Raw genomic sequence first — 26,131 nt, 5'->3', positions numbered from 1 at the left:
GACCCGCCGGGTGCGGGTGGGTCCATGGAGCCGCACGCGCCTGTGGCGACGCTGTGGGGACGCTGGGTCGAGGCTCTGACCTGGCGTGTCCTGCAAACGGGTGAGCGTGCCCGCCCGGCGGGCCCGCGTCCGGAAGGTCCGGCATCATGGCCGCACCCCACCCCCGGAGGACCCTTCCGTGCTCGTCTCCCGACGGACCCGCCCCCCGCTCGCCGCCGGTCTCGTGCTGGCCCTCGCCGTGCTCGCCGGCTGCACGGCGGGTGACGTGGACACCCCCGCCCCCGACGCGACCCCGACGCCCACCGTCGACCCGGGCCCGCAGCCCGAGGACGTCGTGGCGACCGCCGTGATCCCGGAGGGCGGCATCGACGTCGAGGTCGGGGTCCACCCGGTCGTCCGGGCGGGTGAGTACGCGGTGCTCACCCTCGACCTGACGCCGCTCGAGGAGCTGCCGGACGGCGACCCCGTGCACGTGAACGGGTTCGCCGGCGCGCTGTCGCGCAACGTGACGCTCCGTCCGCCGTCGAACGTCCGCCTGGTCGACCTCGAGCGGGACGTGATCCACCACCCCGGCGTCGGAGGGGACGACTGGCCGGTGGTGGCGCCGCGCCAGTGGGACGTGCTGCGCGGGCCCGAGGGCAGCCGCGTGCTGATCCCCTACGCGGCTCCCGCGGACGACGTCACGAGCGTGTCGGTCCTGCTGCCCGGCGCCCCGCTGTTCGCCGACGTCCCGGTGATCGAGGGCGACGTCCCGTCGAGCGTGCGCCCCGACGCCGGGGGCGGTGACCCGTCGGCGACGGGCACGCCGACGGCCGCGGGCACGGCGACGGCGACCCCGTCGCCCCGGCCCGAGCCGGAGACGCTCGACCTCGACGCGATCGTCGAGGCGCGCACGTTCCCGCTGGACTCGAGCAGCTCGGAGCTCGAGGGGGCCGTCACCACGACGGAGTCGACCGAGCGGATCGACGTGCAGCTCGGCTCCGACGTGCTCTTCGAGTTCGACCAGGCGACGCTCACCCCGGCCGCGAGCGAGGCCGTCGCGCTCGTCGCCGCGCGGATCGCCGAGCGCGAGCCGGGGACGGTCGACGTCGTCGGGCACACCGACGACCAGGGGGACGACGCCTACAACCTCGACCTCTCGCAGCGGCGCGCGCAGGCGGTCGCCGACGCCCTGGCGGCGCAGGTCGACGCGTCGTCCTACCCGCTGCAGGCGCAGGGCCGCGGTGAGGCCGAGCCGTTCGTCGCCAACGACTCCGAGGAGAACCGGGCGCTCAACCGCCGGGTGACGGTGTCCCTGACCTCGACGGTCGTGACCCGCACCGACGTGACCACCACGGGTGAGCTGCCGCCGTTCGGTGAGAAGGGCACCGTCGCCCCCGGCGACGCGCCCCTGAAGATCGTCAACCTCGCGCGGGCGTGGGAGGTCCAGGCGACGGCACGCCGCGTGCACGGGCACGTCGTGGTCGACCTCGCCGTGCGCGGCGACGACGAGGAGGACGGCCTGGGGTGGGCCGTCGGGTTCCTCCGCGGGAAGCACCCGCACCGCGGCGACGGCACGCGGACGCCGGAGAACGTCGCCGGCCGTGCGGTGATCCTGCACGGTGCGTCGAAGCTCTACCCCATGGACTACACCACCGGCCCGACGGACGGCGCCCCGGACGGGGAGTGGCTGACCGTGACCGACCTGGACGCCGGCGCGTGGATCGACGGCGGACAGACGCGGATGTACTCGTTCGTCTACCCGCGCATGGACGTCGACACCGTCACGTTCCAGGTCGGCAACGGCATCACGTACAGCGACGACTTCCGTCTGCTCGACGTGCCGGTCGCGCCCGACGCCTCGCCCACCGCGGACGGGTGACGGCCGGCCGGCGAGGGAGGTGCCCTCGGCGCGCGGCGCGTCAGCCCGCGTGCCGCACGTCGAGCGCCGCGTCGAGGTCCTGCAGGATCCGCTCGCACTCCTCGACGTCCCACGGCGTGCCGGCCAGCTCGAACTCGAACAGCACGGGCCGTCCGGACCGCTGCGCGATCTCGCGCGCGGCCTTCTGGTAGTACTGCCCGAAGTTGCGGTTGCCGGACCCCATCACCCCCACGAGCAGGCGGCGGTTGTGCGCCGAGCGCAGGAACCGGCGCACCGCCTCGGGGATCGTGTCGTTCGCGTCGTTGCCGGTCTTGTACGACGGCGTCAGCAGCACCCACGGCCCGTCGACCTCGCTGGTGCGGTGCTCGCGCTCGGCGAGGTTGTGCACGGGCCGGTCCAGGCGCTCGGCGAACGTGCGGACGAGTCCGCTCGCGGACGAGTAGTAGTAGACGGGCGTGCGACGCATGACCCCAGCCCACCTCCCGGGCGACGTGCGGGCCGTGGACGTTGGTCCTGGCCTGGCCCGGCCCGTGGCCGGCACCCGCGGTCAGGTGACCAGGTGGTGCACCGCGTAGACCAGCCCGACGACCGCGGCCAGCGCCACCGCCGTGCTCGTCCACACCAGCAGCCGGGCGACCCGGCGGGTGCGACGCTCGTCGGTCATGCCTCCGCCAACGCCTCCGGCGACTCGGGCAGCACCTGGCCGCCGTCGACGACGATCCCCTGCCCGGTGACGTACCGGGCGCCGTCGGACGCGAGGAACGCGACGACCTCGCCCACGTCCTCGGGCTCGGCGAGGAACCCCAGCGGCACGGACCGCGCCATCCGGGCCATGTACTCCTCACCCAGCGCCCGCAGCCCGGGCGTCAGCACGTTGCCCGGCAGCACCGCGTTGACCGTGATCCCGGCACGCGCGAGCTCGATGGCGGCGGTGCGCACGAACCCCATCTGCGCGGCCTTCGTCGCGCCGTAGTGCGCCCAGCCGGGGTACCCGGTGATGTTGCCCGTGATCGAGCTGGTCACGACGACGCGCCCGCGGCCCGACGCGGTCAGCGCCGGCAGCGCCGCCTGCACGGCGTGGATCGTGCCCTTGAGGTTGACGCCGACGATCCCGTCGACGTCCGTGTCCGTCATGTCCGCGACCCGTGCCTGCGGGTAGACCCCCGCGTTGGCGGCCAGCACCGACAGCCCGCCGAGGTCCTCGACGACCCGCGCGACGACCTCGCGGCACGCGTCGGCGTCCCGCACGTCCAGGACGTGGGCCGCCGTGCCGCGGGCGCGTGCGTCGTCGCACTCCTGCTCGGTGAGCCCCGTGACGACGACCTGCGCGCCGTGGCGCTGCAGGGTCTGCGCGATGCCGTGGCCGATGCCGAGGGTTCCCCCCGTCACCAGCGCGGTGCGTCCGGCGAGCAGCTCGGCCATGACGGTCCCCTCCCACGGCGACGGACGGCGCCGTCCCCGTCCGACTCTCGCGCACCCCGGCGCGGCCCGCACCCCGGCGCGCCGCCACCCCGGGTGGCCCGTCGGTACGCCGGGCGGCGCGCGTTCCCCGCCCCTACGATCCGAGGATGGGCGCAGGGGGAGCGCAGCGCAGGATCCTGGTGACCGGTGCTGCCGGTCCGGCAGGCCGGGCGCTGGCGAGCAGGCTCGTGCAGGTGGGCGAGACGCGCGAGGTCTGGGCGATCGGCGCGGACATGGCACCGGTCCCGGTGCCCGGCTACGAGGCGGTCGAGATGGTCGCCCCGGCGGTGGACCCGCGGTACGAGGAGGACATGCTGGCCCTCGTCGCAGGGCTGGAGCCGGACCTCGTGCTGCCCACGGTGTCGGAGGAGCTGCCACGGATCGCGACGCTCGGGCGGGCCGTCGGCTGGGGCCACCGGCTCGTGGTCTCGGCTCCCGGCCCGGCCGCCGTGGCGGGAGACAAGCTGCTGACGATGTGGGCGCTCGCGCGGGCCCGGGTCGACGTGCCGGTCTTCGCCGTCGCGAGCAGCTTCAGGTCCGCGGCGCAGGTCCTCGACTGGGCCGGTGGGCCGGCCGTCGTCAAGCCGCGCGTGGCGCGCGGCGGGCGCGGCGTGCACGTCCTGGACGACCCCGACGACCGGGTGTGGGGGCGGGTCGACGCGTCGTGGCTCGTGCAGGGCTTCGCCCCCGGCACGGAGTACAGCCCGCAGGTGTACCGCTCGCCGACGACGGGCGAGTGCACCGTCGTCGTCCTGCGCAAGGCGGCGCTCGAGCACGGACGGATCGGCAACGCGACGGCCGTGGACCGGGTGCCGGAGGGTGACGAGGCGGACGTCGCCGACCTGGCGGAGCGGACCGTGCGCGCGCTGGACCTCGTGGGCCCCGTCGACATGGACGTCCGCCGGCTCGCCGACGGCACCCCGGTGGTGCTGGAGGTCAACGCCCGGTTCGGTGCGGTCTCGGCGTCGGCGCCCGAGCTGCTGGACGCGGTCCTGGACGACTGGCCCGGCTGACCCAGCGCGTCCTCGGCGGTGGTGGCGACGTCGACGGACATCCCCCCGTGCCGTTCGAGCGCGATGCGCAGGAACTCCAGGGCGTCCGCGTCGTCCTCCAGCACGAGGGCGGTGCACGGGTCGTGGACTGCCATGGTCCCCCCGGGGGGCGTGCGCCGCTGCCGCTGTCCACCGGAGGGACGCGCGGCGGACGCCGCCCGGCGCCGGTGCGGGACGACGGCCCCGCCCCGGATGTCACCGGATGTCGTGACTTTCCGGACGGCATCGTCCTACCGTGTCGGGACGTCGCCCGCGGCAACCCCCGGGGGTGTCGTGGCCGCGGCCGCCCGGCCGCCGGTCCCTCGTGCAGAAGGGGACACCACCGTGGCAGCTCGACGCACCACCGCCCTCGCGGGCACCCTCGCCGCGCTCGTGCTCGGCACGAGCGCCCTGCTCGTCCCACCCGCGGCCGCCCACGGTCGCGGCGGTGGGCCAGGCCACGGCCCGGGCCACGGGTCCGGCCACGTCGTCGACGCCGAGCGGTTCGCCCGGCAGGTGACGACCCGCGGCGTCTGGCGGCACCTGGAGGAGCTGCAGCGCATCGCCGACCGCAACGACGGCAACCGCGCCGCGCTGACGTCCGGGTACGAGGCCAGCGCCCGGTACGTCGAGCGCACGCTGCAGCGTGCCGGGTACACCACGACGCGCGACCCGTTCACGTTCGAGTTCGAGGTGGTCGACGCCGCGACCCTGACGACCGACGGCGGGGCGACCTACGACGTCGACCAGATGCAGTACGCGCCGAACTCGCCCGAGGGCGGCGTGACCGCACCCGGGTCGGTCCCCGCCGACGTCACCGGGTGCACGGCCGACTCGTGGGCGGGCGTCGAGGTCACCGGCACCATCGCCGTGGTCAGCCGGGGTGTCTGCTCGTTCGCCGAGAAGGCGGTCGCTGCGGAGGCGGCCGGCGCCGTGGGCGTCGTCGTCTACAACAACGTCGAGGGGATCCTGTTCGGCACCCTCGGTGCGGAGGGTGTGGCCACGGTGCCCGTGGCCGGTGCCGACCTGGCCGACGGGCAGGCGGTCGTCGCGGACATCGTCGACGGCGGCGCGACGCTCACCCTGGACACCCGGTTCCACGTCCAGCAGGAGGAGAGCTTCAACGTCATCGCGGAGACGCGGGCGGGGCGCGACGACAACGTCGTCATGCTCGGTGCGCACCTGGACGGCGTCGAGGAGGGCCCGGGCCTGAACGACAACGGCAGCGGCTCGGCGGTCCTGCTCGAGGTCGCGGTGCAGCTGGCCAAGCAGAAGAAGCTCAACAACACCGTGCGGTTCGCGTGGTGGGGTGCCGAGGAGCTCGGCCTGCTCGGGTCGACCGCGTACGTCGAGGAGCTCGCGGGTCAGGAGGGCGAGCTGGACCGCATCGCCACCTACCTGAACCTCGACATGGTCGGCTCGCCCAACTACATCATCGGCGTCTACGACGCGGACGAGTCGACGTACCCGGCGCCCGTGACGGTGCCGCCGGGTTCCGCCGAGACGGAGGCCGTGCTGACCGGCTGGTTCGACGCGACCGGCCAGCCGTGGGTCGACACGGAGTTCTCCGGCCGCTCGGACTACCAGGCGTTCATCGAGAATGGCGTGCCGGCGTCCGGCCTGTTCACCGGCGCCGACGACATCAAGACCGCCGAGGAGGTCGCGCTGTTCGGCGGCACCGCCGGCATCACCCACGACCCGAACTACCACAGCCCTGGCGACGACCTGTCGAACGTCAGCCGTGAGGCGATCGGGATCATGGCCCCGGCGGTGGCGTTCGCGACGGCCAGCCTGGCCAACGACACCTCCGCGATCAACGGGGTGTCGGGTCCCGGCGACCAGGGCCACCAGCACGGACCCTGGAAGCCCGGCAAGGGCAAGGGGCACGGGCGCGGCCACGCGGGTGCCATGGACCTGCGGACGTCGTGACGCGCTGACGGCGTGACAGCCGGTGGCCCGGGTGCCTGCGGGTGCCCGGGCCGCTGTGCGTCCGGCGCCGTGCGCCCGGCGATGCACGTCCGGCGCCGTGCGCCCGGCGATGCACGTCCGGCGCCGTGCGCCCGGCGATGCACGTCCGGCGATGCTCGTCCGGCGCTGCTCGTCCCGTTGGCGTGGCCGCCCAGCCTCGCTCAGGACGGGCGACATCTTGCTCCTCCGCGCGGTCTCTGCCAAGGGGGTGCATGACCTTTTCTTGACCCGCGGACACGCGGAGGCCAAGACGCGACCGCAGAATCGCCCGCTTGTGACGAAAATGTGAAGATTCTCACCCGCACGTGCCGCTCGGCCGGGTCAAGGAGCAGGATGCGAGGTGGCCGCCCAGCCTCGCGCCCAACCCGCCGCGCACCGCGCCCCGGCGTCTCTGCGTCCCGCAGCGTCGCCGTGTTCCCGGGCGCTCGTGTGTTCCCGGCGCTCCTGCGCGCTCAGCGTTCCTGCGCGCTCAGCGCAGCCCGGACCTCGTGGCCCCGACCTGCGGCGTGTCGCCGATCCGCGGGAACGGTGCGAGCGAGAACGCCACCTCGACGGGGACGTCGAAGAACTGCGCGATGCGCAGCGCCAGGTGCAGCGACGGGCTGTACTCGCCGCGCTCGAGGTACCCGACCGTCTGGTAGTGCACACCGAGGGCCTCGGCCAGCTCCCGCCGGCTCACGCCGCGCTCGGCGCGCAGCACGGCGATGCGGTTGTGCACGGTCTCGCCGCCCGTGGGGCGGCGACGCGCGTCCTCGGCCGCGTCGGGGGCCGCGTCGTCCGGCGTGCCGGGGCGAACTCCGTCAGCCACGCTGCAGCGCCGCCTGGACGCGGTCGGCCAGCGCTCCGGCCGTCTGCCGGGCCTGGGTGCGGCGCAGCAGCAGCGGCGCCGCGACCAGGCCGACCACGGCCCACGCGAGCAGGACGACGGCCGCGACCTCCGGGTGCCAGGCGCCGCCGATCTCGAGGGACTCGGCGCCCGCGGGCAGCGTCGTCGCGCGCAGCCCGTGCGCGAGCCAGTACAGCGGGAACACCTGCGCGACGCCCTCCGCCCACGGCGGCACGGTCTGCGGGCCGAAGACGCCGGAGACGAACGCGAGCGCGACGATCGGGGCCATGACGAACAGCATGACGCGCGTCGGGCGTCCGGCGAGCGCGCCGCCCACGATGCCCAGCGGCAGGATCGCGAGCGTGCCGAGCAGCAGCCACCCGACCATCGCGGCCCACCCGGCCGCGCCCTGGTGCATCGGGTCGCCCAGCAGGAACGGCCACGGCAGCAGGATGATCGCGAGCATGGGCAGCGCGCCGAGCAGCTGGCCGACCACGACGCCGACCGTGTAGGTCGTCGTGCCGCGCGGTGCCGTGCGCAGCCGCAGCAGCGTGCCGTCCTCGGCCTCCGCCGCCAGTGCGAACGCGGGGCCGATGGCCATGCCGAACAGCACGACGGACGCGAGGATGCCGGGCAGGGCGAGGTTCGGCAGCGTCAGGCCCCCGCTGCCGGGCACGACCGTGTCGCGCTGGGACACGAGGTAGACCAGCACGGCGAGCCCGATGAGGACGTTCCAGCCGAGGTCCTCCGGGTTGCGCAGCATGTGCCGGAACTCGGTCACACCCCGGCGCAGGCCGAGCCGGACCGCCCAGGGCAGGGGTGCGGACGTGCTCATCGGGTCACCTCCAGGTCGTGGCGGGCCGTGTCGGCCTCGTGCCGGCGGACGATCTGCAGGTACGCGTCCTCGAGGCTCGCGCGCACGACCTCGAGGTCGTCGACCCCGCCGCGGGCGAGGAGCTCGCGCGTGAAGGCCACCGGGTCGTGCGTGCTGTGCACGTGCCGCGTGCCGTCGGCGCTCCAGCGCACCTCCGACGGTCCGGCGACCTCCCGGGCGACGGAGGCAGGGCTGCCGTCGGCGACGACGTGCCCTCCCGCCAGCAGCAGGATCCGGTCGGCGACGACCTCGGCCTCGGCGAGGTCGTGCGTGGTGAGCAGCACGACCGTGCCGTCGCGGTCGACCACCTCGTGCACGATCTCGTGGAACTCGCGCCGCGCCGCGGGGTCGAGGCCGGCGGTCGGCTCGTCGAGGATCAGCAGGTCCGGGCGCCCGACCAGTCCGACCGCGATGTCGAAGCGGCGGCGCTGACCGCCCGACAGGGTCGCCATCCGCTGGTGGGCGACGTCCGTGAGCCCCACGCGGGCGAGCAGGTCGTCGACGGGTCGGGGTCGCGCGAGCCCCGGCCGTGAGTACGGCTGGTACGCCTCGGCGAGATGGCCGAGCAGCTCCCGCACGCGCCAGCGGCGGTGGTCCCGCCACGACTGCAGCACCACGCCGATGCGGGCGCGCCAGGCGTCGTCGCCGTGCTCGGGGTCGGTGCCGAGCACGGTCACGTCGCCGCCGTCGCGACGGCGGAAGCCCTCGACGACCTCGACCGTGGTCGTCTTGCCGGCGCCGTTGGGGCCCAGCAGCGCGACCACCTCGCCGGCCCCGACCTCGAAGCCGATCCCGTCGAGCACCGTCCGCCCGCAGTACGCCATGCGCAGGTCGGCGACCCGGATGGCAGTGTCGTCGCATACGTCCATGTAGTAGGTCTACTACATGCCGTCGTACTTGCGCTACGGCTGAGTTGCGCCGATCGGCGTGGAGATCACCCACCGGTGCCCGAACGGGTCGACCAGCCACCCCCGTCGCTCGTCCCCCTGGTCGCTCGGCTCGCGGTCGACGGTCGCCCCGGCGTCGACGGCCCGCGCGTACGCGGCGTCGACGTCACCCACGGTGAGCGCGACCGCCCCCGTCGCGTGCCCGAGCGTCGCGGGCGCCCAGGCGCCGTACTCGTGCGCCTCGTCGGACAGGAAGAGCGGCGCGCCGTCGATCGAGAGCGCGGCGAACCCGACGCGACCTTCCTCCTCGTAGCGCTCACCGACCTCGACCGCGCCGAACGCCGCCGCGTAGAAGTCGATCGCCGCGTGCGCGTCGTGGACGGTCAGGTAGGGCGTGATGGTCGTCATGGCGCCTCCTCGTCGAGCCGCGTGGGCCTGGGTGCCCGCGTGCGTGCCGGCACTCAGGAACTTACTGCGCCCCTCTGACACCCGCGCCCGGCCGGGTCCTCGCTGTGGGCCCGGGGTGATAGGACGTTCCCATGACGACTGCCACCGACGGCGACACCCCTGCCGCCACCCCCTTCGAGGACCTCGACGACTACATCGCGCTGCCGCGCCTGTCCGGCCTGGTGCTCTCGCCCGACGGCACCCGGCTGGTCACGGCCGTGCAGACGCTCGACGCCAAGCGCACCGCGTACGTGACCGCGCTGTGGGAGGTCGACCCCACGGGCGAGCGTCCTGCGCGCCGCCTGACGCGCTCCGCCAAGAGCGAGGCCTCCGCGGCCTTCACGCCGGGCGGGGACCTGCTGTTCACCAGCGCGCGCCCCGACCCCGACGCCACCGACGCGGCCGACGACCCGAAGCCCGCCCTGTGGCTGCTGCCCGCCGACGGCGCCGAGGCGCGCGTGATCGCCGACCGCGCGGCCGGCGTCGGCGGGGTCCGAGCCGCCACCGCTGCCCCCGCGGTGCTCGTCGTGTCCGACGTGCTGCCCTCCGCCGCCGACGACGAGACCGACGAGCGGCTGCGCAAGGAGCGCAAGGACAAGAAGGTCGCCGCGATCCTCCACACCGGCTACCCGGTGCGGTACTGGGACCACGACCTGGGCCCCGGCTCGCCGCACGCCTTCGTCGCGACGCTCACCGACGACGTCGCGGCCCCGCTCGCCGGGCAGCGCGACCCGCGCCTCGCGCTCGCGGACGTCACGCCCGACGCGGACGTGGCCCTGCGTGAGGAGTCGCCGACGCTCAGCCCCGACGGCCGCACGGTCGTGACCGCGTGGCACCGCCCGGGCGCGCGTGGCGTCCTGCGGATGCAGCTCGTGGCGATCGACGTCCAGACGCGCGAGCGCCGCGTGCTCGTCGACGACGCGGACGGCGACCTCGCGCACCCCGTCGTGTCGCCCGACGGCCGGTGGGTGGCCTACGTGCGCGAGACGATCTCGACGCCGCACCGGGCGCCGTCCGTCCAGCTGTGGGTCGTGCCGCTCGAGGGCGGCGAGGCGCGCCACGTCGCGGCTGCGTGGGACCGCTGGCCGACCGACCTGGTGTGGCTGCCGTCGTCGGACGCGATGCTCGTCACCGCCGACGACGACGGGCGCGGTCCCGTCTTCCACGTCGACCTGGGGACCGATGCGGTCACGCGTCTGACCAGCGACGACGCCACCTTCGCGAACGTGCAGGTGGCGCCCGACGGCCGGACGGCGTACGCGCTGCGCACGTCGTACCTCGCCCCCGCGCACCCGGTGCGGATCGACCTCGCCGCCGCGCTCGCGGACGGGCCCGTCGCTGCCGAGCCGCTGCGCTCGCCCGCGGCCGACGTCCCGCTCCCGGGCCGTCTGGAGGAGGTCGTCACCACCGCCGCCGACGGCACCCGCGTGCGCTCGTGGCTCGCGCTGCCCGACGGCGCCGGCGCGGACGCGAAGGCGCCGCTGCTGCTGTGGATCCACGGCGGCCCGCTCGGGTCGTGGAACGCGTGGTCGTGGCGCTGGAACCCGTGGCTGCTGGTCGCGCAGGGCTACGCCGTGCTGCTGCCCGACCCCGCGCTGTCCACCGGCTACGGCCAGGACTTCATCCAGCGCGGCTGGGGCGCGTGGGGCAAGGCGCCGTACACCGACCTCATGGCCGCCACCGACGCCGCGCTGCAGCGCGACGACGTGGACCCCGAGCGGACCGCCGCGATGGGCGGGTCGTTCGGCGGCTACATGGCCAACTGGGTCGCCGGGCACACGGACCGCTTCCGCGCGATCGTCACGCACGCGAGCCTGTGGGCCCTCGACCAGTTCGGCCCGACCACCGACGCGTCCTACTACTGGGCGCGTGAGATGACGCCCGAGATGGCGCTGGAGAACTCGCCGCACCGGTTCGTCGGCGACATCGTCACCCCGATGCTCGTCATCCACGGCGACAAGGACTACCGCGTGCCGATCGGCGAGGGCCTGCGCCTCTGGTACGAGCTGCTCGCGGCGTCCGGCCTGCCCGCGGACGAGGAGGGGCGCACCCCGCACCGGTTCCTGTACTTCCCGGACGAGAACCACTGGATCCTCACGCCGCAGCACGCGAAGGTCTGGTACGGCGCCGTCGAGGCGTTCCTCGCCGAGCACGTGCTGGGGCGCACGGGCGACGACGCGGTGGCCTACCCCGAGGTGCTCGGCTGACCGTCGCGGACGCACGACGGCCGGCTCACCCCTCGGGTGGGCCGGCCGTGTCGTCGGGCCTGTGGCCCCTCAGAGGTCGGCCGGGTCCACCAGGAAGTCGGCCTCGTCGGCGATCTCGCCGCCGACGGCCGCCTGCAGCACCTTGGCCACGCCCGCGACCAGGGGTGCCGACCGGCTGCGCGCGACGCGGTGCCCCAGCGACGGCTTCTCCTGCTCGATCTGCTCGATCTCGAACGGCTCCCAGCGCACGCGGTACGCCACGACGCCGTCCTTCGTCCAGGGCAGGTCCTCCATGAGCGGCGGCAGCTGCTCGCACGCGGCGACCTCGACGGCGAGCATCCCGTCGACACCCAGGTCCACCAGCACCCCGAACGCCTCGGCCGGCGGCGGTGCGGCGAGCATGAGCTCGTCGAACGCGTCGGCCTCCGCCATGAGCCGCCGGCGGTCGTCGGGGTCGACCACGCCGTGCTGCTCGAGCGCGGCACGCAGCCCGGAGCCCCCGGCCTCGGGGGACCCGCCGACCGCGCCCTGCGAGCCGCGCCCGGCCAGGACGGTCGGGCCGGTCCACGACCCCGGGGTCGCGACGGACAGGTAGGCGCGCGGCTGCACGCGCTGCACCAGCGCGAGCACGTCCGCGGGCTCCAGCCAGCGGTCGGTCAGCACGGTGAGGTCCGTGGCGGCGTCGGGGTCCGGCGTCAGGACGACGCCCGTCTGCGTGCGCACGGCACCGCACAGCCGGCGCGCGGTGGCGACCAGCCACCGCAGGACGCGCTCCTCCTCGCGGACCGGCAGCCCGTCGGGGAAGGCCCGCTTGAGGCCCTCGCGGTCCCCGCCCGGCCAGGGTCGCTCGCCGCGCTCGCGCGGGGCCTCCAGCACCCACACCATCACGCTGGACGCGGGCAGGCCGAGGGCGACGGCGTCCTGCGCCTCGATCGAGTAGGGGCCCGCGAGCCGGGACAGGCGCGCCAGACGCAGCGCCCGGACACGCGGCGCGCGGCGGCCGACGGTGCGGATGCCGAACGCGGCGGTGACCGCCGGCATCATGCCCGTGCGCGTGGTCGTCTCCGGGGTGACGTCCTCCCACCCCACGGTGCGGAACCTGCTGGCGGCGAGCACCTCGACCTCCTCGGGCTCGACGCCCGCGGGCAGGGCCAGCAGGTGCCGGTCGGCCAGGGTCGGGTCGTCCAGGGGCAGCCGCGGGAAGGTGGGCTCGGCCATCAGACGTCCGTCCGGTGGAAGCCCTGCCAGGACCGCGACGCGGTCGGGCCGCGCTGCCCCTGGTATCGCGACCCGTACGCGGCGGAGCCGTAGGGGTGCTCGGTGGGGGAGGTCAGGCGGAAGAAGCAGAGCTGCCCGATCTTCATGCCCGGCCACAGCAGGATCGGCAGCGTGGCGACGTTGGACAGCTCCAGGGTCACGTGCCCCCGGAAGCCGGGGTCGATGAAGCCCGCGGTGGAGTGCGTCAGCAGCCCCAGGCGGCCCAGCGACGACTTGCCCTCGAGGCGCGCCGCGATGTCGTCGGGCAGCGTGACCTGCTCGTACGTGGACCCCAGGACGAACTCCCCGGGGTGCAGCACGAACGGCTCACCACGCTCGACGTCGACCAGGCGGGTCAGCTCGGGCTGCTCCGCGGCGGGGTCGATGACCGGGTACTTGTGGTTGTCGAAGAGCCGGAAGTACCGGTCGAGCCGCACGTCGATGCTCGACGGCTGGACCATGGTGGGGTCGTACGGGTCGAGGGCGACCCGGCCGGACTCGAGCTCGGCGCGGATGTCGCGGTCGGAGAGCAGCACGGATCCACCGTAGTGGAGCCGTGGCGGCCGCCCGGGGACCGTCCGGTGCGCGGTGCGCGGCGGGCCCGTGATGCGAGCGGAGCGGTGAAAGGTCACGGGGCATTCCAGGGGAACGTGCTTCGGGATATGCTGTGGCCGCTCCGGTGTGGGAGCGCTCTCGCCGCTTCAGGGCGACGCGCTTCGACGGGGGAGCCCGCGCGGACACCCGCCCGATGCAGTTCCGTGAGGACGACCAGGTACGTGAGCAGGGTCGCCGACGCCTGGCACCCACCATCCGGTGGGGCCTCGGTGGTGGGCCGTGCGACGAGGCACGAGAGGCATGCGATGCGGTTCGGCCACTTCGACGACGAGGCGCGCGAGTACGTCGTCACGACGCCCCACACCCCCTACCCGTGGATCAACTACCTCGGGTCCGAGCAGTTCTTCTCGCTGCTCTCGCACCAGGCGGGCGGGTACTCGTTCTACCGCGACGCCAAGATGCGCCGGCTCACGCGGTACCGCTACAACAACATCCCCGCCGACGCGGGTGGCCGCTACCTGTACGTCAACGACGGCGGCGACGTGTGGACCCCGTCCTGGCTGCCGGTCAAGGCGGACCTCGACCACTTCGAGGCGCGCCACGGCCTGGGCTACTCCCGGATCACCGGTGAGCGCGGCGGCCTGCGCGTCGCGACCACGTTCTTCGTCCCGCTGGGCGAGAACGCCGAGGTGCAGCGCGTCGCGGTGACCAACACGTCCGACGCGGAGAAGACGGTCACGCTCTTCTCGTTCGTCGAGTTCTGCCTGTGGAACGCGCAGGACGACCAGACGAACTACCAGCGCAACCTGTCGATCGGCGAGGTCGAGGTCGAGCAGGACGGCCCGCACGGCTCGGCGATCTACCACAAGACCGAGTACCGCGAGCGGCGCGACCACTACGCCGTGTTCGGCGTGAACACCCGCGCGGACGGCTTCGACACCGACCGCGACACCTTCGTCGGCGCGTACAACTCCCTCGGCGAGGCGGCCGTGCCGCGCGCCGGTGCGTCGGCCGACTCGGTCGCGTCCGGCTGGTACCCGATCGGCTCGCACTCGGTGCGCGTGACGCTCGCCCCGGGCGAGACGCGCGACCTCGTCTACGTGCTGGGCTACCTCGAGAACCCGCAGGACGAGAAGTGGGCCGACGACGCGCACCAGGTCGTCAACAAGGAGCGCGCCCACGCGCTGCTGGGCCGGTTCGCCACCGCCGCGCAGGCCGACGCCGCCGTCGAGGCGCTGCAGGCCTACTGGACGGACCTGCTGTCGACGTACTCGGTGCGCTCGAGCGACGAGAAGCTCGACCGGATGGTCAACATCTGGAACCAGTACCAGTGCATGGTCACGTTCAACATGTCGCGCTCGGCCTCGTACTTCGAGACCGGCATCGGCCGCGGCATGGGCTTCCGCGACTCCAACCAGGACCTGCTGGGCTTCGTCCACCTGGTCCCGGAGCGGGCGCGCGAGCGGATCGTCGACATCGCGTCCACGCAGTTCGAGGACGGGTCCGCGTACCACCAGTACCAGCCGCTGACCAAGCGCGGGAACAACGACATCGGCTCGGGCTTCAACGACGACCCGCTGTGGCTCATCGCCGGCGTCGCGGGCTACGTCAAGGAGACGGGCGACTTCTCGATCCTCGACGAGCCCGTGCCGTTCGACAACGAGCCCGGCTCCGAGGTGCCGCTGTTCGAGCACCTGACCCGGTCGTTCGACTTCACGGTGAACCACCGCGGTCCGCACGGCCTGCCGCTCATCGGGCGTGCCGACTGGAACGACTGCCTCAACCTCAACTGCTTCTCCACCGAGCCGGGCGAGTCCTTCCAGACGACGGAGAACCAGGCCGGCGGCCACGCCGAGTCCGTGTTCATCGCGGCGCAGTTCGTCCTCTACGGCGAGCAGTACGCCGAGCTCGCGGAGCGTCGGGGCCTGTCCGAGGTCGCGTCGCAGGCCCGCAAGGTCGTCGGCGAGGTCCGCGAGGCCGTGCTGGAGCACGCCTGGGACGGCCGCTGGTTCCTGCGCGCGTACGACTTCTACGGCAACCCCGTCGGCACCGACGCCACGCCCGAGGGCAAGATCTGGATCGAGCCGCAGGGCTTCGCCGTCATGGCGGGCATCGGCGTCGGCGACGGCCCGGAGGACGCGGACGCGCCCGCCATCAAGGCGCTGGACGCGGTCGACGAGATGCTCGGGACGCCGCACGGTCTGGTCCTGCAGTTCCCGGCCTACACGACGTACCAGATCGAGCTCGGCGAGGTCTCGACGTACCCGCCCGGGTACAAGGAGAACGGCGGGATCTTCTGCCACAACAACCCCTGGGTGATCATCGCCGAGACGGTCGTCGGACGCGGGGACAAGGCGTTCGACTACTACAAGCGGATCACCCCGGCGTACCGCGAGGACATCAGCGACGTCCACAAGCTCGAGCCGTACGTGTACGCGCAGATGATCGCGGGCAAGCAGGCGCCGCGCGCCGGTGAGGCCAAGAACTCCTGGCTGACGGGCACCGCGGCGTGGAACTTCGTCGCCGTGTCGCAGTACCTGCTGGGTGTGCGGCCGGACTGGGACGGCCTCGTGGTCGACCCGCAGATCGGCCCGGACGTGCCGTCGTTCACCGTCACGCGCGTCGCCCGCGGCGCGACGTACGAGATCACGGTGACCAACTCGGGTGCGCGCGGCGCGCGCGGCTCGCTCGTCGTCGACGGGACCTCCGTCGAGGGCAACCTCGTGCCCTACGCACCGGCGGGCAGCACCGTCCGGGTCGAGGTCACGCTCTGACCGGCGCGCCCGCGCGTCCGGTGCCGACAGCAGGGGGCTGCCACCGATGACGATCACCGCACAGATCACCGAGCCCGCACCGGTCGCACCGGCGGTGGCGGCGCCGCCCGGCGCCGTCACGCTCCGCAACGCCCGGTGGGAGGTCGACGTGCTGCCCGGCACGGGGGCCGCCCTGGGTGCGGGACGCATCCGCACGTCCGACGGGGTGTGGCGCGACCTGCTGCGCCCCACCCGGCGTGCGTCGTCCGGCGACCCCGAGAAGTGCGCGAGCTTCCCGATGGTGCCGTGGTCCAACCGCATCCGTGACGGTGTGCTGCCGTTCGCGGGGCGGCGCTGGCAGCTGCAGCGCAACGCGGCCGACGGCACCGCGATCCACGGTGCCGTGCGGTACGCGCACTGGGAGGTCGTCGAACGCACGGCCACCGCCGTCACGCTCGCGGTGGAGACCTGCGGCCAGATCGGCATCAACTTCCCGTGGCAGTTCGGCGCCACCGTCCGCTACGCGGTGGACGGTGACGACCTCGTCGTCACCACGTCGGTGCGCAACACCGACGTGGAGCCGTTCCCCGCCGGGTTCGGGCACCACCCGTACCTGAGCCGTGCGCTGCTGCCCGTCGGCGCGCCGATCCGGGAGTACCCGCCCACCGCCGGGCCGCTGCTGCGGGTCGCGGCCGAGGCGGGCTACCGGCTGTCCGGTGCCCTGCCCGACGGTCCCGCCGGGCCCGTGCCCCCGCGCGCCGACTTCCGCGCGGCGCGCCCCCTGGGGTCGGGGTTCGTCGACGACGTGCTCACCGGCCTCGACCCGGCGGCCCCCGTGCACGTCGAGTACCCCGACGAGGGGGTGGCCGTCGACCTGACGGTCGACCCGGTGTACCGGCACCTCGTGCTGTACGCCCCGCGCCGCCGCTGCTACTTCGCCGTCGAGCCGGCGACCAACGTCAACGACGGGTTCACGCTCCACGACGCCGGGGTCCCCGGCACGGGGGTGTTCGTCCTCGAGCCGGGTGAGGAGCGGTCCGGGACCTTCCGGCTCCGCGTGCGCGTCTGACGCGGGTATTCGATGGCGCCGGGGTGCCGGTGCGCAGGATGGTGGCGCCATGACCAGGACAGACCCCGCGACGACGTGGCGTGTGCAGCCCGCGCCGCCGCTGCCCCCGTCCCCGGACGACCCGGGCGCCTGGGCGTACGCCGGGATGTGCGAGATCGAGCGACTCGACGAGCTCGACACGTGGGGCTGGAGCGACCTGTGGACGCCGCTGCACGTGCGGCTGCCGCTGCTGCGCCCGACGCCCTACTCGCGGACCCTGGTGTGGGTCGCGGTCCAGGGCGCCGACGGCGACGCGCGCGACGTCGTCGGCTACGCGACGCTGTCGGAGCCGCTCACGGCGAACGAGCACACCGCGCACGTCGCCGTCGGCGTCCTGCCGGAGCACCGCGGACGTGGCATCGGGGCGGCGCTGCTCCGCGCGGCGACCGACCAGGCGGCCGTGGACGGTCGCGGCACGCTGCACGCGTACTCGACCCACAGCCCGGAGCCGGAGCCCGGTGCGGGCGCGCTGGAGTCGCCCGTCGGCAGCGGTCGCGTCCCCGTCGAGGACCCCGGCGTGCGGTTCGCGCAGGCCCATCGCTTCCGCCTCGAGCAGGTCGAGCGCTACTCCGTCCTGGAGCTCGGCGACGAGCACGGCGCGGGCACGCCCGAGCTGACGGAGCACCTGGCGGCGGCGCGCGCCCGGGCGGGCGAGGAGTACCGCACGCACACCTGGCTCGACGAGGTCCCGGACGACCGCCTGGAGGACGTCGCCCGGCTGTACACGCGCATGAGCACGGACGCGCCGATGGGCGCCCTGGACGTGCAGGAGAACCCGTGGGACGCGGACCGCGTCCGCGCGAGCCTGCAGCGTGCCGCCGACGCGGGCCTGCACCAGCTGGTGACGGTGGCCGAGCACGCCCCGACCGGGCGGCTCGTCGCGTTCTCGGTCCTGCGGGTCCCGCACCCCGACGTGCCGTTCGCGTTCCAGGAGGACACGCTCGTGCTGCGTGAGCACCGCGGGCGGTCGCTCGGCATGCTCGTCAAGGGCGTCAACCTCGAGCGGCTGGATGCCTGGCGCCCGGGCGTGCGGCGCGTCCACACGTGGAACGCGCAGGAGAACGACCACATGCTCGCGATCAACGTGGCGCTCGGCTTCCGGCAGGCCGGCGTCGCCGCCGCGTGGCAGCGCACGGAGCGCGGCGCCGCCACCCCGGACGCCTGAGGCCCGAGGGCCGGGCGCCGAGGCCCCGGACGTCGACGGGCGGGCGTCGGCGGCCGGGGCGTCGACGGGCGGGACGTCGACGTCGTGCCGGTCAGTGGCCGTGGCCGTGCGCGTGGCCCTCCCCGGCCGGGCCGGGAGGTGCGCTGACGGCGGCGACCGCCGCGACGACCGTCGTGAGCGGGATCGCCAGCACCAGGCCCGTCGCACCGGCGAGCGTCCGGACGATCTCCTCCGCGAACGCGCCGGACGTCAGCGTGACGAGCACCGGCTGCTGGTACAGCTCGAGCAGCAGGAGCAGCGGCAGCGACGCCCCGGCGTACGCGAACGCGATCGTGTACACGGTCGAGGCGATGTGGTCGCGGCCGATCCGCATGCCCCGCGCGGTGAGCGTGCGCCAGGACGCGGACGGGTCCGCGGCGCGCAGCTCCCACACCGCGGACGCCTGCGTGATCGTCACGTCGTTGAGCACGCCGATCCCCGCGAGCACCACGCCGCACAGGAACACCCCGCGCAGCACGTCCGTGCCGTCCGCACCCAGCACCCGCGCCAGCGCGAACGTGTCCTCCGAGGTCACGGGCTGCAGCCGCGCGGCGTGGGCGCCCAGCACGCCCAGGCCCGTGACCATCGCCACGCCCAGCAGCGTGCCGACCAGCGCCGTCGTGGTCCGCACCGACACCCCGTGCGCCAGGTAGAGCACGACCACGACGATCACGGTCGAGCCGGAGAGTGCCACGACCAGCCCGTCCTGCCCCGCCACCAGCGCCGGCAGCACGTAGGCCCCCAGCACCGCGAAGGCCAGGCCCAGCCCGAGCAGCGCCCGGAGCCCGCGCAGCCCTGCCACCAGCGTCGTGACCAGGGCGAACGCCAGGGCGAACGTGCCCAGCGGGAGTGTCCGGTCGACGTCGTGCCAGGCCCACACCTCCGGGTCGCCGTCCGCGGCCGGGTAGTGCTGCAGGAGCACGTGCGTCCCGGGCGGCACGTCGCCCGCCTCGGTGCCGCCCGTGGCGAGCACCTGGACCTCGCGGCCGGACGCCGTGCGCGCCGTGACCTCCAGGCAGTCGACCGTCTGCGGCACGGTCCCGTCGGGCAGGACGTCCTCGATCGTCCCGTCGCACGAGCGGACGGTCGAGCCGACCACCTGGGCGCCGACGTACGTCGTGCCGGCGTCGACGAGGCCCGTCGAGGGTGCACCGCCCCCCGGCCACGTCAGCGCGACGCCGAACGCCGCCGCCATCGAGGCGAGGACGACGACGACCGCGAGCACCGCGCGCGTCACCCGCCCGTCGCGCAGCGGGCCCGTCCGTGGGGTCGTCGCCGGCGCGAGGGCGTCGCGCGCGGGGGCGGACGCGTCGTGGACGGGGGCGGGGGCCGCGGGGTCGGTCGGACTCACGCCGCGAATCCTGCCCTGTGCGGGCGTCGGGGGCGGGCAGGCCGTGCGACGGTGCGCTGGATCGACCCGTCGCGGGTGCGGCGGTCAGGAGAGGGGGAGCGTGAGGCGGTGGCCCCAGGGGTACGTCGTGTCGCGGCGGAAGCCGAGGTGCTCGTAGAACGCGATGGCCCGGGTGTTGCGCGCGTCGACCCCCAGGTGGACGGCCGGGACGCCGCGGTCCCGCAGCCGGTCGGCGAGGCCCTCGATGAGCCGCCGGCCCCAGCCCTGGCCCTGCAGCCGGGGGAGCAGGTCGATGTGCAGGTGCGCGGGGGCGTCGGGCGGGGCGGGCGACGGGTCCGGGTGGTGGATGCGCTCGACCAGGACGTGGTCCTCGGTGCCGTCGCCCGGGTCGTCCCGCAGCGCCAGCCGGGCGCGCAGGGCCGGCCACCACGCGCGCTCGCACCAGGCGTCGAACGCCGTCGTGTCCGCCGTCGCGACCACGTAGCCCCCGACCCCCTGCGCGTCGACCACGACGAGGCTCAGGTCCGGGTCGGCCACCGGGTACGGGCCGCAGTACACGTGCCCGAGCAGGTCCGGGTCGCGGTACAGCGAGGTCGCGTCCTGCCCGGCGGCGCCTGTCTGCAGGCACACGCGGTACATGCCGGGCAGGTCGCTGGGGTGGAAGGGGCGCATCGACGCGGTCACGGGGCGACCCTGCCACCGACCACCGTCGCCCGGCCAGGGTCCCGCACGCACAGGCCGGCCGGCGGGTTGAAGAACCACGCCCGGTACCGGGTAGGATCGACGCCGCAGCGCCCGTGAGGGCGGCTGGCGGGTGTAGTTCAATGGTAGAACATCAGCTTCCCAAGCTGATAGCGCGGGTTCGATTCCCGTCACCCGCTCCACGCGAGGCCAGGCCCGGCGCACAGCCCGGACCTGGCCTTCGTCGTCCCGCGGGCCGTGCGCGCCCCGCCGCCTGCCCCGCGTGGGCAGCGCGGGTGAGAGGCCGATGTGAAAGCGCTGGTCATAAGCGTTTAGGCACCCTGACGGCGTCAGCCGCCGCGCTAGTTTCCGCACCGTCGACGCATGCGGAGCGTCGCGTCCCCCGTCGTCTCACCGGTGAGTCGCGCGCGCCCGCGCGCCCTCCCGACGGTGGGGGTCGTCCTGGCGCCCCGGCACGGCCGGCGGTCGCCTCCGCCGAACCCAGGGAGACACTGCGTGACCACCGAAGGACGTCGACTGCCGAGAGCGCTCCCACCGACCGTCGCCGCGGTCCCCACCCCCCGCTCGGGCACCCGCGCGGTGACCCCGGGGCTGCCCCTCGCCCTCGAGTCGCCCGCGGAGGAGCCCGAGCGGCGCAGCCGGTCCGTCCTCGCGGTCGGGGCGGTGCTCCTGGTCGTCACGGTCGCCGCGCTCGTCGTGGCCTTCCGGATCATCGTGCCGGCGGCACCCGCGGCCGCGCCGGCGCCGGAGCTCGTCGACACCGGCGTGACCGAGGTGCAGGAGCGTCCGGGGACGGTCGTGGGCTACGGCCAGGAGTACACCTACGGCGACGGCCTGGGCGTGGTCGTCGGGTACCCGCAGGTCTACGAGCCCAGCGACAACGCGACCGGGTTCGAGGGCGGCTCCCCGGTCAAGGCGCAGGTCGTCGTCACCAACTCGACGGGGGAGTCGTTCCGGCCCAACACCATCCAGGTGAGCGCCACCTCGGGCGGGCAGCCCGTGGCGGGGATCTGGGACCCGGACCAGGGTGTCGGGCTCACCGGCCCCGACGTCAACGTGCCCCCCGGCGGCATGATCAGCTTCGAGGTGGCGTTCGCCGTGCCGGACGGCGGCGACCTGCGTCTCGAGATCGTCCCGGCGCTCTACGGGTACGGGGCGATGGTCGTGGAGGCGCTCTAGCCGGTGCGGTGGTCCCCCCGGCGTCCGTCCGGAGGAACGTGCCCGCGATCCCGCCCCGTGGGAGCGCGACCATGCTACGTTGGCCGCGCCCTTCGGGAGTTGCGCGGTGCAGACCGTCGCGCCCCCGGCACCGCCGCACCGGGTCGTGGTCACGCCGCACGTCGCGGCGGCCGGTGCGTGCTGACCGCGCGCCGGGGCCGCCCCGGTCCTGGACTCCAGGAGCACCGCGTGACCCTCACCCCCCCGTCCGCCCGTCCCGCCCGCGCAGCCCGGCCGCGCCGCCTCCACCGGGCCGTGGTGGGCCTCGCGGCCGCGACACTGCTGGTCGCACCGGGCTGCGCCGCCGGCGCCAGCGCGGACGCCGGCCCGACGACCGCCACCGCCCACGCGGGTGCCGAGGTCACCTTCGGGACCCCGTTCGAGTACGCGGACGGCCTGCTCGTGGACGTCACGGCCCCGGCCCGGTTCACACCCACGGCGCAGGCGGAGTGGGACCGTGCCGTGCCGGGCGTGCTCGTGCGCGTGCGCGTCTCGATCACCAACGGCACCGACGCGGAGTTCCGGCCCAACACGCTGATCGCCACGGCCGTCTCCGGCGGGCAGGACGCCGTCGCGGTCCTCGACCCGGGATCGCAGATCGGCCAGACCGGTCCGGACGCCGCGGTGCCCGCCGGCGGCTCCGTCGCGTTCCCGCTGGCGTTCCTGGTCCAGGACCCCGCGGACGTCCGGTTGACCGTCGAGCCCGCGCTCGGCGGCTACGAGCCGCTGGTCCTCACCGTCGGCTGACCGTCGCACCGGGTCGGGGCGGACATGGCAGGGGCGGCCGACGTGTCCGGTGCGCGCGCCGCGGTGCGCCCTGTGCGCCACCGAGGGGCGCACCGGCCGCGTGCCGGGCGTCACGCCCCCCGGTGCGTCAGACTGCCCGGGTGACCGACCTGCTCTCGTCGCCGCGCCTGCTGGGCGACGGGACGACGATCGCGCACCGGCCCGACTGGGCGTGGCTGCCGCCCGGCGCCGCGCCGACCGACGCGGACCTGGCGCGCGCCGGCCGACAGGCCGAGCAGCTGCTCGCCGGGCACGGCGTCACGTACGGTGCCGACCGCCTCGACACCGACCACCACTGGCGGCTCGACCCCCTGCCCGTGGTGGTGGACGAGCGGGAGTGGGCGCGGCTCGACGCCGCGCTCGTGCAGCGGGCCGAGCTGCTCGACGCGGTGCTGCACGACCTGTACGGGGCCCGGCGGCTGCTGGACGACCGCGTGCTGCCGCCGACGGCCGTGCTGTCGCACCCCGGGTTCCTGCGGCCGGTCGACGGGCTGCGCCTGCCGGGCGGTCGCGAGCTCGTCCTGACCGCCACCGACCTGGTCCGCGACGCGTCCGGTGAGTGGTGCGTCCTCGCGGACCGCACGCAGGCACCGTCGGGTGCGGGGTACGCGATGGAGGACCGCCGTGTCGTCGCGCAGGTGCTCGCGCCCGTGTACCGCCAGGCGTCGATCGCCCGGCTCGGTCCGTTCTTCCACGCGCTGCGCAAGGCGCTGGTCGAGGTCGCCCCGCCCACCGCCGGCGACGCGCCGCGCGCAGTGCTGCTCTCGCCCGGGCCGGGCAGCGAGACCGCGTTCGACCAGGCGTACCTCGCCTCCATGCTCGGACTGCCGCTGGTCGAGGGCAGCGACCTGGTGGTGCGCGCGGGCCGGTTGTTCCTGCAGGGGATCGACGGGCTCGAGCCCGTGGACGTCGTGCTGCGGCGGGTCGACGCGGAGTGGTGCGACTCGCTGGAGCTGCGCGCCGGGTCGCGCCTGGGCGTGCCGGGGTTCGTGCACGCGCTGCGCCGCGGCACCGTGAGCGTCGTGAACCCGCTCGGGGCGTCGGTGCTGGAGAACCCGGCGCTGCTGGGCTACCTGCCGCGGCTCGCGCGTGCCGTGCTCGACCAGGACCTGACGCTGGCGTCGGCGCCGACCTGGTGGTGCGGCGAGGAGCGGGCGCTGCGCCACGTGCTCGGCCGCCTGGACCGCCTGGTGGTCAAGCCGACCGTGCACGGGCCGCGCACGACCACCGTGCTGGGCTGGACCCTGTCCGCCGCCGAGCGCGAGGAGCTGGCCGCGCGCATCACCGCCGAGCCGTGGCGCTGGGTGGGGCAGGAGCCGGTGGGTCCGGTCCTGGCGGACGAGGACGGCCCGCGAGCCGCGGTCATGCGGACCTTCGCGGTCGCGCACGCGGGCACGTACACCGTCATGGCCGGGGGCCTCGCGCGCGTGGCCGACGACGACCAGGTCGTCACCTCGTCCGCCGGGGCGTCCGCCAAGGACGTGTGGGTGCTGGCCTCGCAGCCGGCCGAGCCGGACGCCACCGTGCGGGAGGACGTCGCCGGGGCCGGCGGCCGTGCCGTGGGCTACGGCATCTCGCCGCGCGCCGCCGAGAACCTCTACTGGATGGGCCGGTACGCCGAGCGCGCGGAGGACGGCGTGCGCGTGCTGCGCGCGGTGGCCGACCGCTGGGACGACTACCACCGCACGCCGGGCAGCGCGGGCGGCCGCGCGCTCGAGGTGCTGCTGACGGCGCTCACACCGGCCGCGCTGGCCGACGGAGCGCAGGCAGCACCCGCGTCCGACGTCGACCCCGCCCACGTCGTGCCGAGCCCGCCGGCGCTGCGTGACCTGCTGCTCGACCAGGGCACCCCCGGCTCCGTCGCCCGGGCCGTGCGCCGCCTCGGGGCGTCCGCTGCCACGGTGCGCGACCAGCTCTCGACCGACACCTTCGGGCCCCTCGCCCGCATCGAGCGCACGCTGCGCGACGAGCGGACGCGGGTGCGGGCACGTCAGCAGCCGGGCGGCGGCCTCGACGTCGGCCCCGTGCCGCCCGGGTCGGTCACCGCCGGGCTGCGTCCCACGCTCGACCGGGTGCTGGAGAGCCTGCTCGCGATCTCCGGGATCGCGGCCGAGGGCCTCACGCGGGACGTCGGCTGGCACCTGCTCGACGCCGGCCGCCGGCTGGAGCGTGCCCAGCGGCTGGTCGCGATGCTGCAGGCCACGCTCGTGGTGCGGCGCCCCGGTGACGTCGAGGACCTGCTGCTGGAGTCGGTGCTGCTGGCCGCCGAGTCCGCCATCACGTACCGGCGCCGGCACCAGGGTGGTGCCGACGTCGCGAGCGTGCTCGACCTGCTGGTGCACGACCGCACCAACCCGCGCTCGCTGGCGTTCGCTCTCGACCGGCTGCTCGCCGACCTCGAGGCCGTGCCCGCTCCCCGCTCCGCCGCGCAGCGCGACCACCTGCTGCACGGTGTGGCGGGCCTGGTGGCCGAGCTGGACACCGTCGCCGTCGGCAACGAGGTGTCCGAGGACGGGCGGCGCGTGCGGCTGGCCGACGCGCTCGGCTCGATGCTGTGGCGGCTGCGGGAGGCGTCCGACGAGATCGAGCGCGTGCACTTCGTCCGGCCCGCGCCCAGCCGTGCCCTGGACGACCTGTGGGGGTCGACCTACGGCGACCCGGGCGAGGGGGGTGAGCGGTGAGCGTCCGTACGTACGACCTGGTGCACCGCACGACGTACGAGTACGCGCAGCCCGTCACGGACTCCTACGGCCGCACGACGCTGACGCCGCGGGACCTGCCGGACCAGCGCGTGCTGGCGACGTCGCTCACGGTGGACCCCGAGCCGGCCGACACCGGCGAGCACGTCGACTGGTTCGGCAACACGACCACCTACTTCGGTGTGACGCGCCCGCACACACGGCTGGTCGTCACGGCCCGTTCGACGCTCGAGGTCAGCCGCACGGTCCCGCCGCGCGCGGAGCTGCCCGACGTCGGGTGGCGTGCCGTCGCGCGCGCCGTCACCGCGGGCGACCTGGGGCTGCTGCGCACCGACGCCGCGGGCCTGGTGGCGCTGCGCGAGGCCGTCCTGCCGTCGGCGCACGTCACGTTCGTCGACGAGGTGCGCCAGTGGGGGGCCCCGTCGTTCGCCGACGAGCGCCCGCTGGCGGACGTCGTGACGGACCTGGTGCACCGCGTCCGCGCCGAGCTGACCTACCGGTCCGGGTCCACCACGGTGAGCACCACGCAGGCGCAGCTGCTCGCGCAGGGCGCGGGCGTGTGCCAGGACTTCGCGCACCTGATGATCGCGGCGCTGCGCGTCCACGGCGTGCCCGCGCGGTACGCGTCCGGGTACATCGAGACCCGTCCCCGCCCCGGGCGGCCCAAGCTGCGGGGCGCCGACGCGTCCCACGCGTGGGTGTCGGTGTGGTTGCCGGGGCACGGCTGGCTCGACGCCGACCCGACCAACGACCAGCTCGTCGACGACCGGTACGTCGTGCTCGGCTGGGGTCGCGACTACCACGACGTGCCGCCGCTGCGTGGCGTGATCTTCACCGAGGGCGGCGGTGCGACGCCGCGCGTCGAGGTGGACCTGGTGCCGGCCGGTTCCGAGCCGTTCGCCTGACCGGCGTCCTCCGACGCTGGTCCCGGACCGC

21 protein-coding genes and 1 tRNA gene are annotated in these 26,131 nt (G+C 74.9%); 12 read left to right on the top strand and 10 right to left on the bottom strand.

Going from position 1 to position 26,131, the window contains the following annotated elements; all coding sequences use genetic code 11:
- Positions 1 to 178 precede the first annotated feature (178 nt).
- Positions 179 to 1,861: an OmpA family protein gene (locus J1G43_RS19500; RefSeq protein WP_207377736.1), complete on the top strand. Its 1,683-nt coding sequence runs from the start codon at positions 179 to 181 to the stop codon at positions 1,859 to 1,861.
- Between the two features lie 40 nt (positions 1,862 to 1,901).
- Here the strand turns inward: J1G43_RS19500 and nrdI are convergent, their stop codons facing one another.
- Positions 1,902 to 2,327 carry a class Ib ribonucleoside-diphosphate reductase assembly flavoprotein NrdI gene (gene nrdI, locus J1G43_RS00640; protein ID WP_207340167.1) on the bottom strand — a complete coding sequence of 142 codons (426 nt, stop codon included), beginning with the start codon at positions 2,325 to 2,327 and terminating at the stop codon, positions 1,902 to 1,904.
- Between the two features lie 194 nt (positions 2,328 to 2,521).
- Entirely contained in the window at positions 2,522 to 3,283 is a 762-nt protein-coding gene (gene fabG, locus J1G43_RS00635) for a 3-oxoacyl-ACP reductase FabG (RefSeq protein WP_207369622.1), read from the bottom strand.
- Positions 3,284 to 3,429: 146 nt separating this feature from the next.
- Between fabG and J1G43_RS00630 the strand changes: the two genes are divergently transcribed.
- A complete protein-coding gene (locus J1G43_RS00630) occupies positions 3,430 to 4,335 on the top strand; it encodes an ATP-grasp domain-containing protein (RefSeq protein WP_207340169.1) in 906 nt (301 codons plus the stop codon).
- Between the two features lie 363 nt (positions 4,336 to 4,698).
- Positions 4,699 to 6,282: a M20/M25/M40 family metallo-hydrolase gene (locus tag J1G43_RS00625; protein WP_207340170.1), complete on the top strand. Its 1,584-nt coding sequence runs from the start codon at positions 4,699 to 4,701 to the stop codon at positions 6,280 to 6,282.
- A gap of 508 nt (positions 6,283 to 6,790) precedes the next feature.
- Here the strand turns inward: J1G43_RS00625 and J1G43_RS00620 are convergent.
- The 4 genes from J1G43_RS00620 to J1G43_RS00605 are packed head-to-tail and all read right to left on the bottom strand — an operon-like array spanning position 6,791 to position 9,316.
- A complete protein-coding gene (locus tag J1G43_RS00620; protein ID WP_249670682.1) occupies positions 6,791 to 7,129 on the bottom strand; it encodes a helix-turn-helix transcriptional regulator in 339 nt (112 codons plus the stop codon).
- On the bottom strand, positions 7,122 to 7,982 hold the full coding sequence (locus J1G43_RS00615) for an ABC transporter permease (RefSeq protein WP_207340171.1): 861 nt from the start codon (positions 7,980 to 7,982) through the stop codon (positions 7,122 to 7,124). The genes J1G43_RS00620 and J1G43_RS00615 overlap by 8 nt, the downstream gene beginning before the upstream one ends.
- A complete protein-coding gene (locus J1G43_RS00610; protein WP_207377735.1) occupies positions 7,979 to 8,890 on the bottom strand; it encodes an ABC transporter ATP-binding protein in 912 nt (303 codons plus the stop codon). Before J1G43_RS00610 ends, J1G43_RS00615 begins: the two co-directional genes overlap by 4 nt.
- A gap of 33 nt (positions 8,891 to 8,923) precedes the next feature.
- A complete protein-coding gene (locus J1G43_RS00605) occupies positions 8,924 to 9,316 on the bottom strand; it encodes a VOC family protein (protein ID WP_207340173.1) in 393 nt (130 codons plus the stop codon).
- Positions 9,317 to 9,447: 131 nt separating this feature from the next.
- Here J1G43_RS00605 and J1G43_RS00600 point away from each other — a divergent pair, with 131 nt between their 5' ends.
- Positions 9,448 to 11,562 carry an alpha/beta fold hydrolase gene (locus J1G43_RS00600; RefSeq protein ID WP_207377734.1) on the top strand — a complete coding sequence of 705 codons (2,115 nt, stop codon included), beginning with the start codon at positions 9,448 to 9,450 and terminating at the stop codon, positions 11,560 to 11,562.
- 69 nt (positions 11,563 to 11,631) lie between these two features.
- On the opposite strand, the gene J1G43_RS00595 is transcribed toward J1G43_RS00600, so the two are convergent.
- Positions 11,632 to 12,780, bottom strand: a complete 1,149-nt coding sequence (locus tag J1G43_RS00595) for a hypothetical protein (RefSeq protein WP_207377733.1) — start codon at positions 12,778 to 12,780, stop codon at positions 11,632 to 11,634.
- Complete coding sequence (dcd, locus tag J1G43_RS00590) at positions 12,780 to 13,355, bottom strand: dCTP deaminase (RefSeq protein WP_207340176.1); 576 nt, start codon at positions 13,353 to 13,355, stop codon at positions 12,780 to 12,782. Before dcd ends, J1G43_RS00595 begins: the two co-directional genes overlap by 1 nt.
- 324 nt (positions 13,356 to 13,679) lie before the next feature.
- Between dcd and J1G43_RS00585 the strand changes: the two genes are divergently transcribed.
- The 3 genes from J1G43_RS00585 to J1G43_RS19300 are packed head-to-tail and all read left to right on the top strand — an operon-like array spanning position 13,680 to position 18,400.
- Positions 13,680 to 16,148 (top strand): GH36-type glycosyl hydrolase domain-containing protein, encoded by a 2,469-nt coding sequence (locus J1G43_RS00585; protein WP_207340177.1) that lies wholly within the window; start codon positions 13,680 to 13,682, stop codon positions 16,146 to 16,148.
- Positions 16,149 to 16,194: 46 nt separating this feature from the next.
- Positions 16,195 to 17,196, top strand: a complete 1,002-nt coding sequence (locus tag J1G43_RS00580; protein WP_207340178.1) for an aldose epimerase — start codon at positions 16,195 to 16,197, stop codon at positions 17,194 to 17,196.
- Between the two features lie 49 nt (positions 17,197 to 17,245).
- Positions 17,246 to 18,400, top strand: coding sequence for a GNAT family N-acetyltransferase (locus J1G43_RS19300; protein WP_207340179.1), 1,155 nt, complete (start codon positions 17,246 to 17,248; stop codon positions 18,398 to 18,400).
- A 91-nt stretch (positions 18,401 to 18,491) separates the two neighbouring features.
- Here J1G43_RS19300 and J1G43_RS00570 read toward each other — a convergent pair whose 3' ends face one another.
- Positions 18,492 to 19,790 (bottom strand): YibE/F family protein, encoded by a 1,299-nt coding sequence (locus J1G43_RS00570; RefSeq protein ID WP_307859428.1) that lies wholly within the window; start codon positions 19,788 to 19,790, stop codon positions 18,492 to 18,494.
- Positions 19,791 to 19,874: 84 nt separating this feature from the next.
- Positions 19,875 to 20,474, bottom strand: a complete 600-nt coding sequence (locus J1G43_RS00565; protein ID WP_207340180.1) for an N-acetyltransferase — start codon at positions 20,472 to 20,474, stop codon at positions 19,875 to 19,877.
- Positions 20,475 to 20,600: 126 nt separating this feature from the next.
- On the opposite strand from J1G43_RS00565, the gene J1G43_RS00560 reads away from it, so the two are divergent.
- The 5 genes from J1G43_RS00560 to J1G43_RS00540 all read left to right on the top strand — a co-directional run bounded on the left by J1G43_RS00560 (position 20,601) and on the right by J1G43_RS00540 (position 26,100).
- Positions 20,601 to 20,674, top strand: a tRNA-Gly gene (locus J1G43_RS00560).
- A 313-nt stretch (positions 20,675 to 20,987) separates the two neighbouring features.
- Positions 20,988 to 21,671: a hypothetical protein gene (locus tag J1G43_RS00555; RefSeq protein WP_207377732.1), complete on the top strand. Its 684-nt coding sequence runs from the start codon at positions 20,988 to 20,990 to the stop codon at positions 21,669 to 21,671.
- 228 nt (positions 21,672 to 21,899) lie between these two features.
- Positions 21,900 to 22,457 (top strand): hypothetical protein, encoded by a 558-nt coding sequence (locus J1G43_RS00550; protein WP_207377731.1) that lies wholly within the window; start codon positions 21,900 to 21,902, stop codon positions 22,455 to 22,457.
- Between the two features lie 140 nt (positions 22,458 to 22,597).
- The gene (locus tag J1G43_RS00545) at positions 22,598 to 25,177 is read left to right on the top strand and encodes a circularly permuted type 2 ATP-grasp protein (protein WP_207340183.1); all 2,580 of its coding nucleotides are present in this window, start codon (positions 22,598 to 22,600) and stop codon (positions 25,175 to 25,177) included.
- On the top strand, positions 25,174 to 26,100 hold the full coding sequence (locus J1G43_RS00540; protein ID WP_207377730.1) for a transglutaminase family protein: 927 nt from the start codon (positions 25,174 to 25,176) through the stop codon (positions 26,098 to 26,100). Before J1G43_RS00545 ends, J1G43_RS00540 begins: the two co-directional genes overlap by 4 nt.
- Positions 26,101 to 26,131: the final 31 nt, after the last annotated feature.

This window comes from Cellulomonas sp. zg-ZUI22 (assembly GCF_017353535.1).
In the GTDB taxonomy this organism is placed as follows: Bacteria; Actinomycetota; Actinomycetes; order Actinomycetales; family Cellulomonadaceae; genus Cellulomonas; species Cellulomonas wangleii.
The sequence above is the reverse complement of the archived record's forward strand: the minus strand, read 5'-3'. Positions and strand labels throughout refer to the sequence as shown.

What these genes read in the sequence shown, in the direction of transcription:
- J1G43_RS00610 (WP_207377735.1), bottom strand. Translation starts at nt 8,890, where the DNA reads ATGGACGTATGCGACGACACTGCCATCCGGGTCGCCGACCTGCGCATG.
- J1G43_RS00600 (WP_207377734.1), top strand. Translation starts at nt 9,448, where the DNA reads ATGACGACTGCCACCGACGGCGACACCCCTGCCGCCACCCCCTTCGAG.
- J1G43_RS00580 (WP_207340178.1), top strand. Translation starts at nt 16,195, where the DNA reads ATGACGATCACCGCACAGATCACCGAGCCCGCACCGGTCGCACCGGCG.
- fabG (WP_207369622.1), bottom strand. Translation starts at nt 3,283, where the DNA reads ATGGCCGAGCTGCTCGCCGGACGCACCGCGCTGGTGACGGGGGGAACC.
- J1G43_RS00605 (WP_207340173.1), bottom strand. Translation starts at nt 9,316, where the DNA reads ATGACGACCATCACGCCCTACCTGACCGTCCACGACGCGCACGCGGCG.
- nrdI (WP_207340167.1), bottom strand. Translation starts at nt 2,327, where the DNA reads ATGCGTCGCACGCCCGTCTACTACTACTCGTCCGCGAGCGGACTCGTC.
- J1G43_RS00615 (WP_207340171.1), bottom strand. Translation starts at nt 7,982, where the DNA reads ATGAGCACGTCCGCACCCCTGCCCTGGGCGGTCCGGCTCGGCCTGCGC.
- J1G43_RS00585 (WP_207340177.1), top strand. Translation starts at nt 13,680, where the DNA reads ATGCGGTTCGGCCACTTCGACGACGAGGCGCGCGAGTACGTCGTCACG.
- J1G43_RS00595 (WP_207377733.1), bottom strand. Translation starts at nt 12,780, where the DNA reads ATGGCCGAGCCCACCTTCCCGCGGCTGCCCCTGGACGACCCGACCCTG.
- J1G43_RS19300 (WP_207340179.1), top strand. Translation starts at nt 17,246, where the DNA reads ATGACCAGGACAGACCCCGCGACGACGTGGCGTGTGCAGCCCGCGCCG.
- J1G43_RS00630 (WP_207340169.1), top strand. Translation starts at nt 3,430, where the DNA reads ATGGGCGCAGGGGGAGCGCAGCGCAGGATCCTGGTGACCGGTGCTGCC.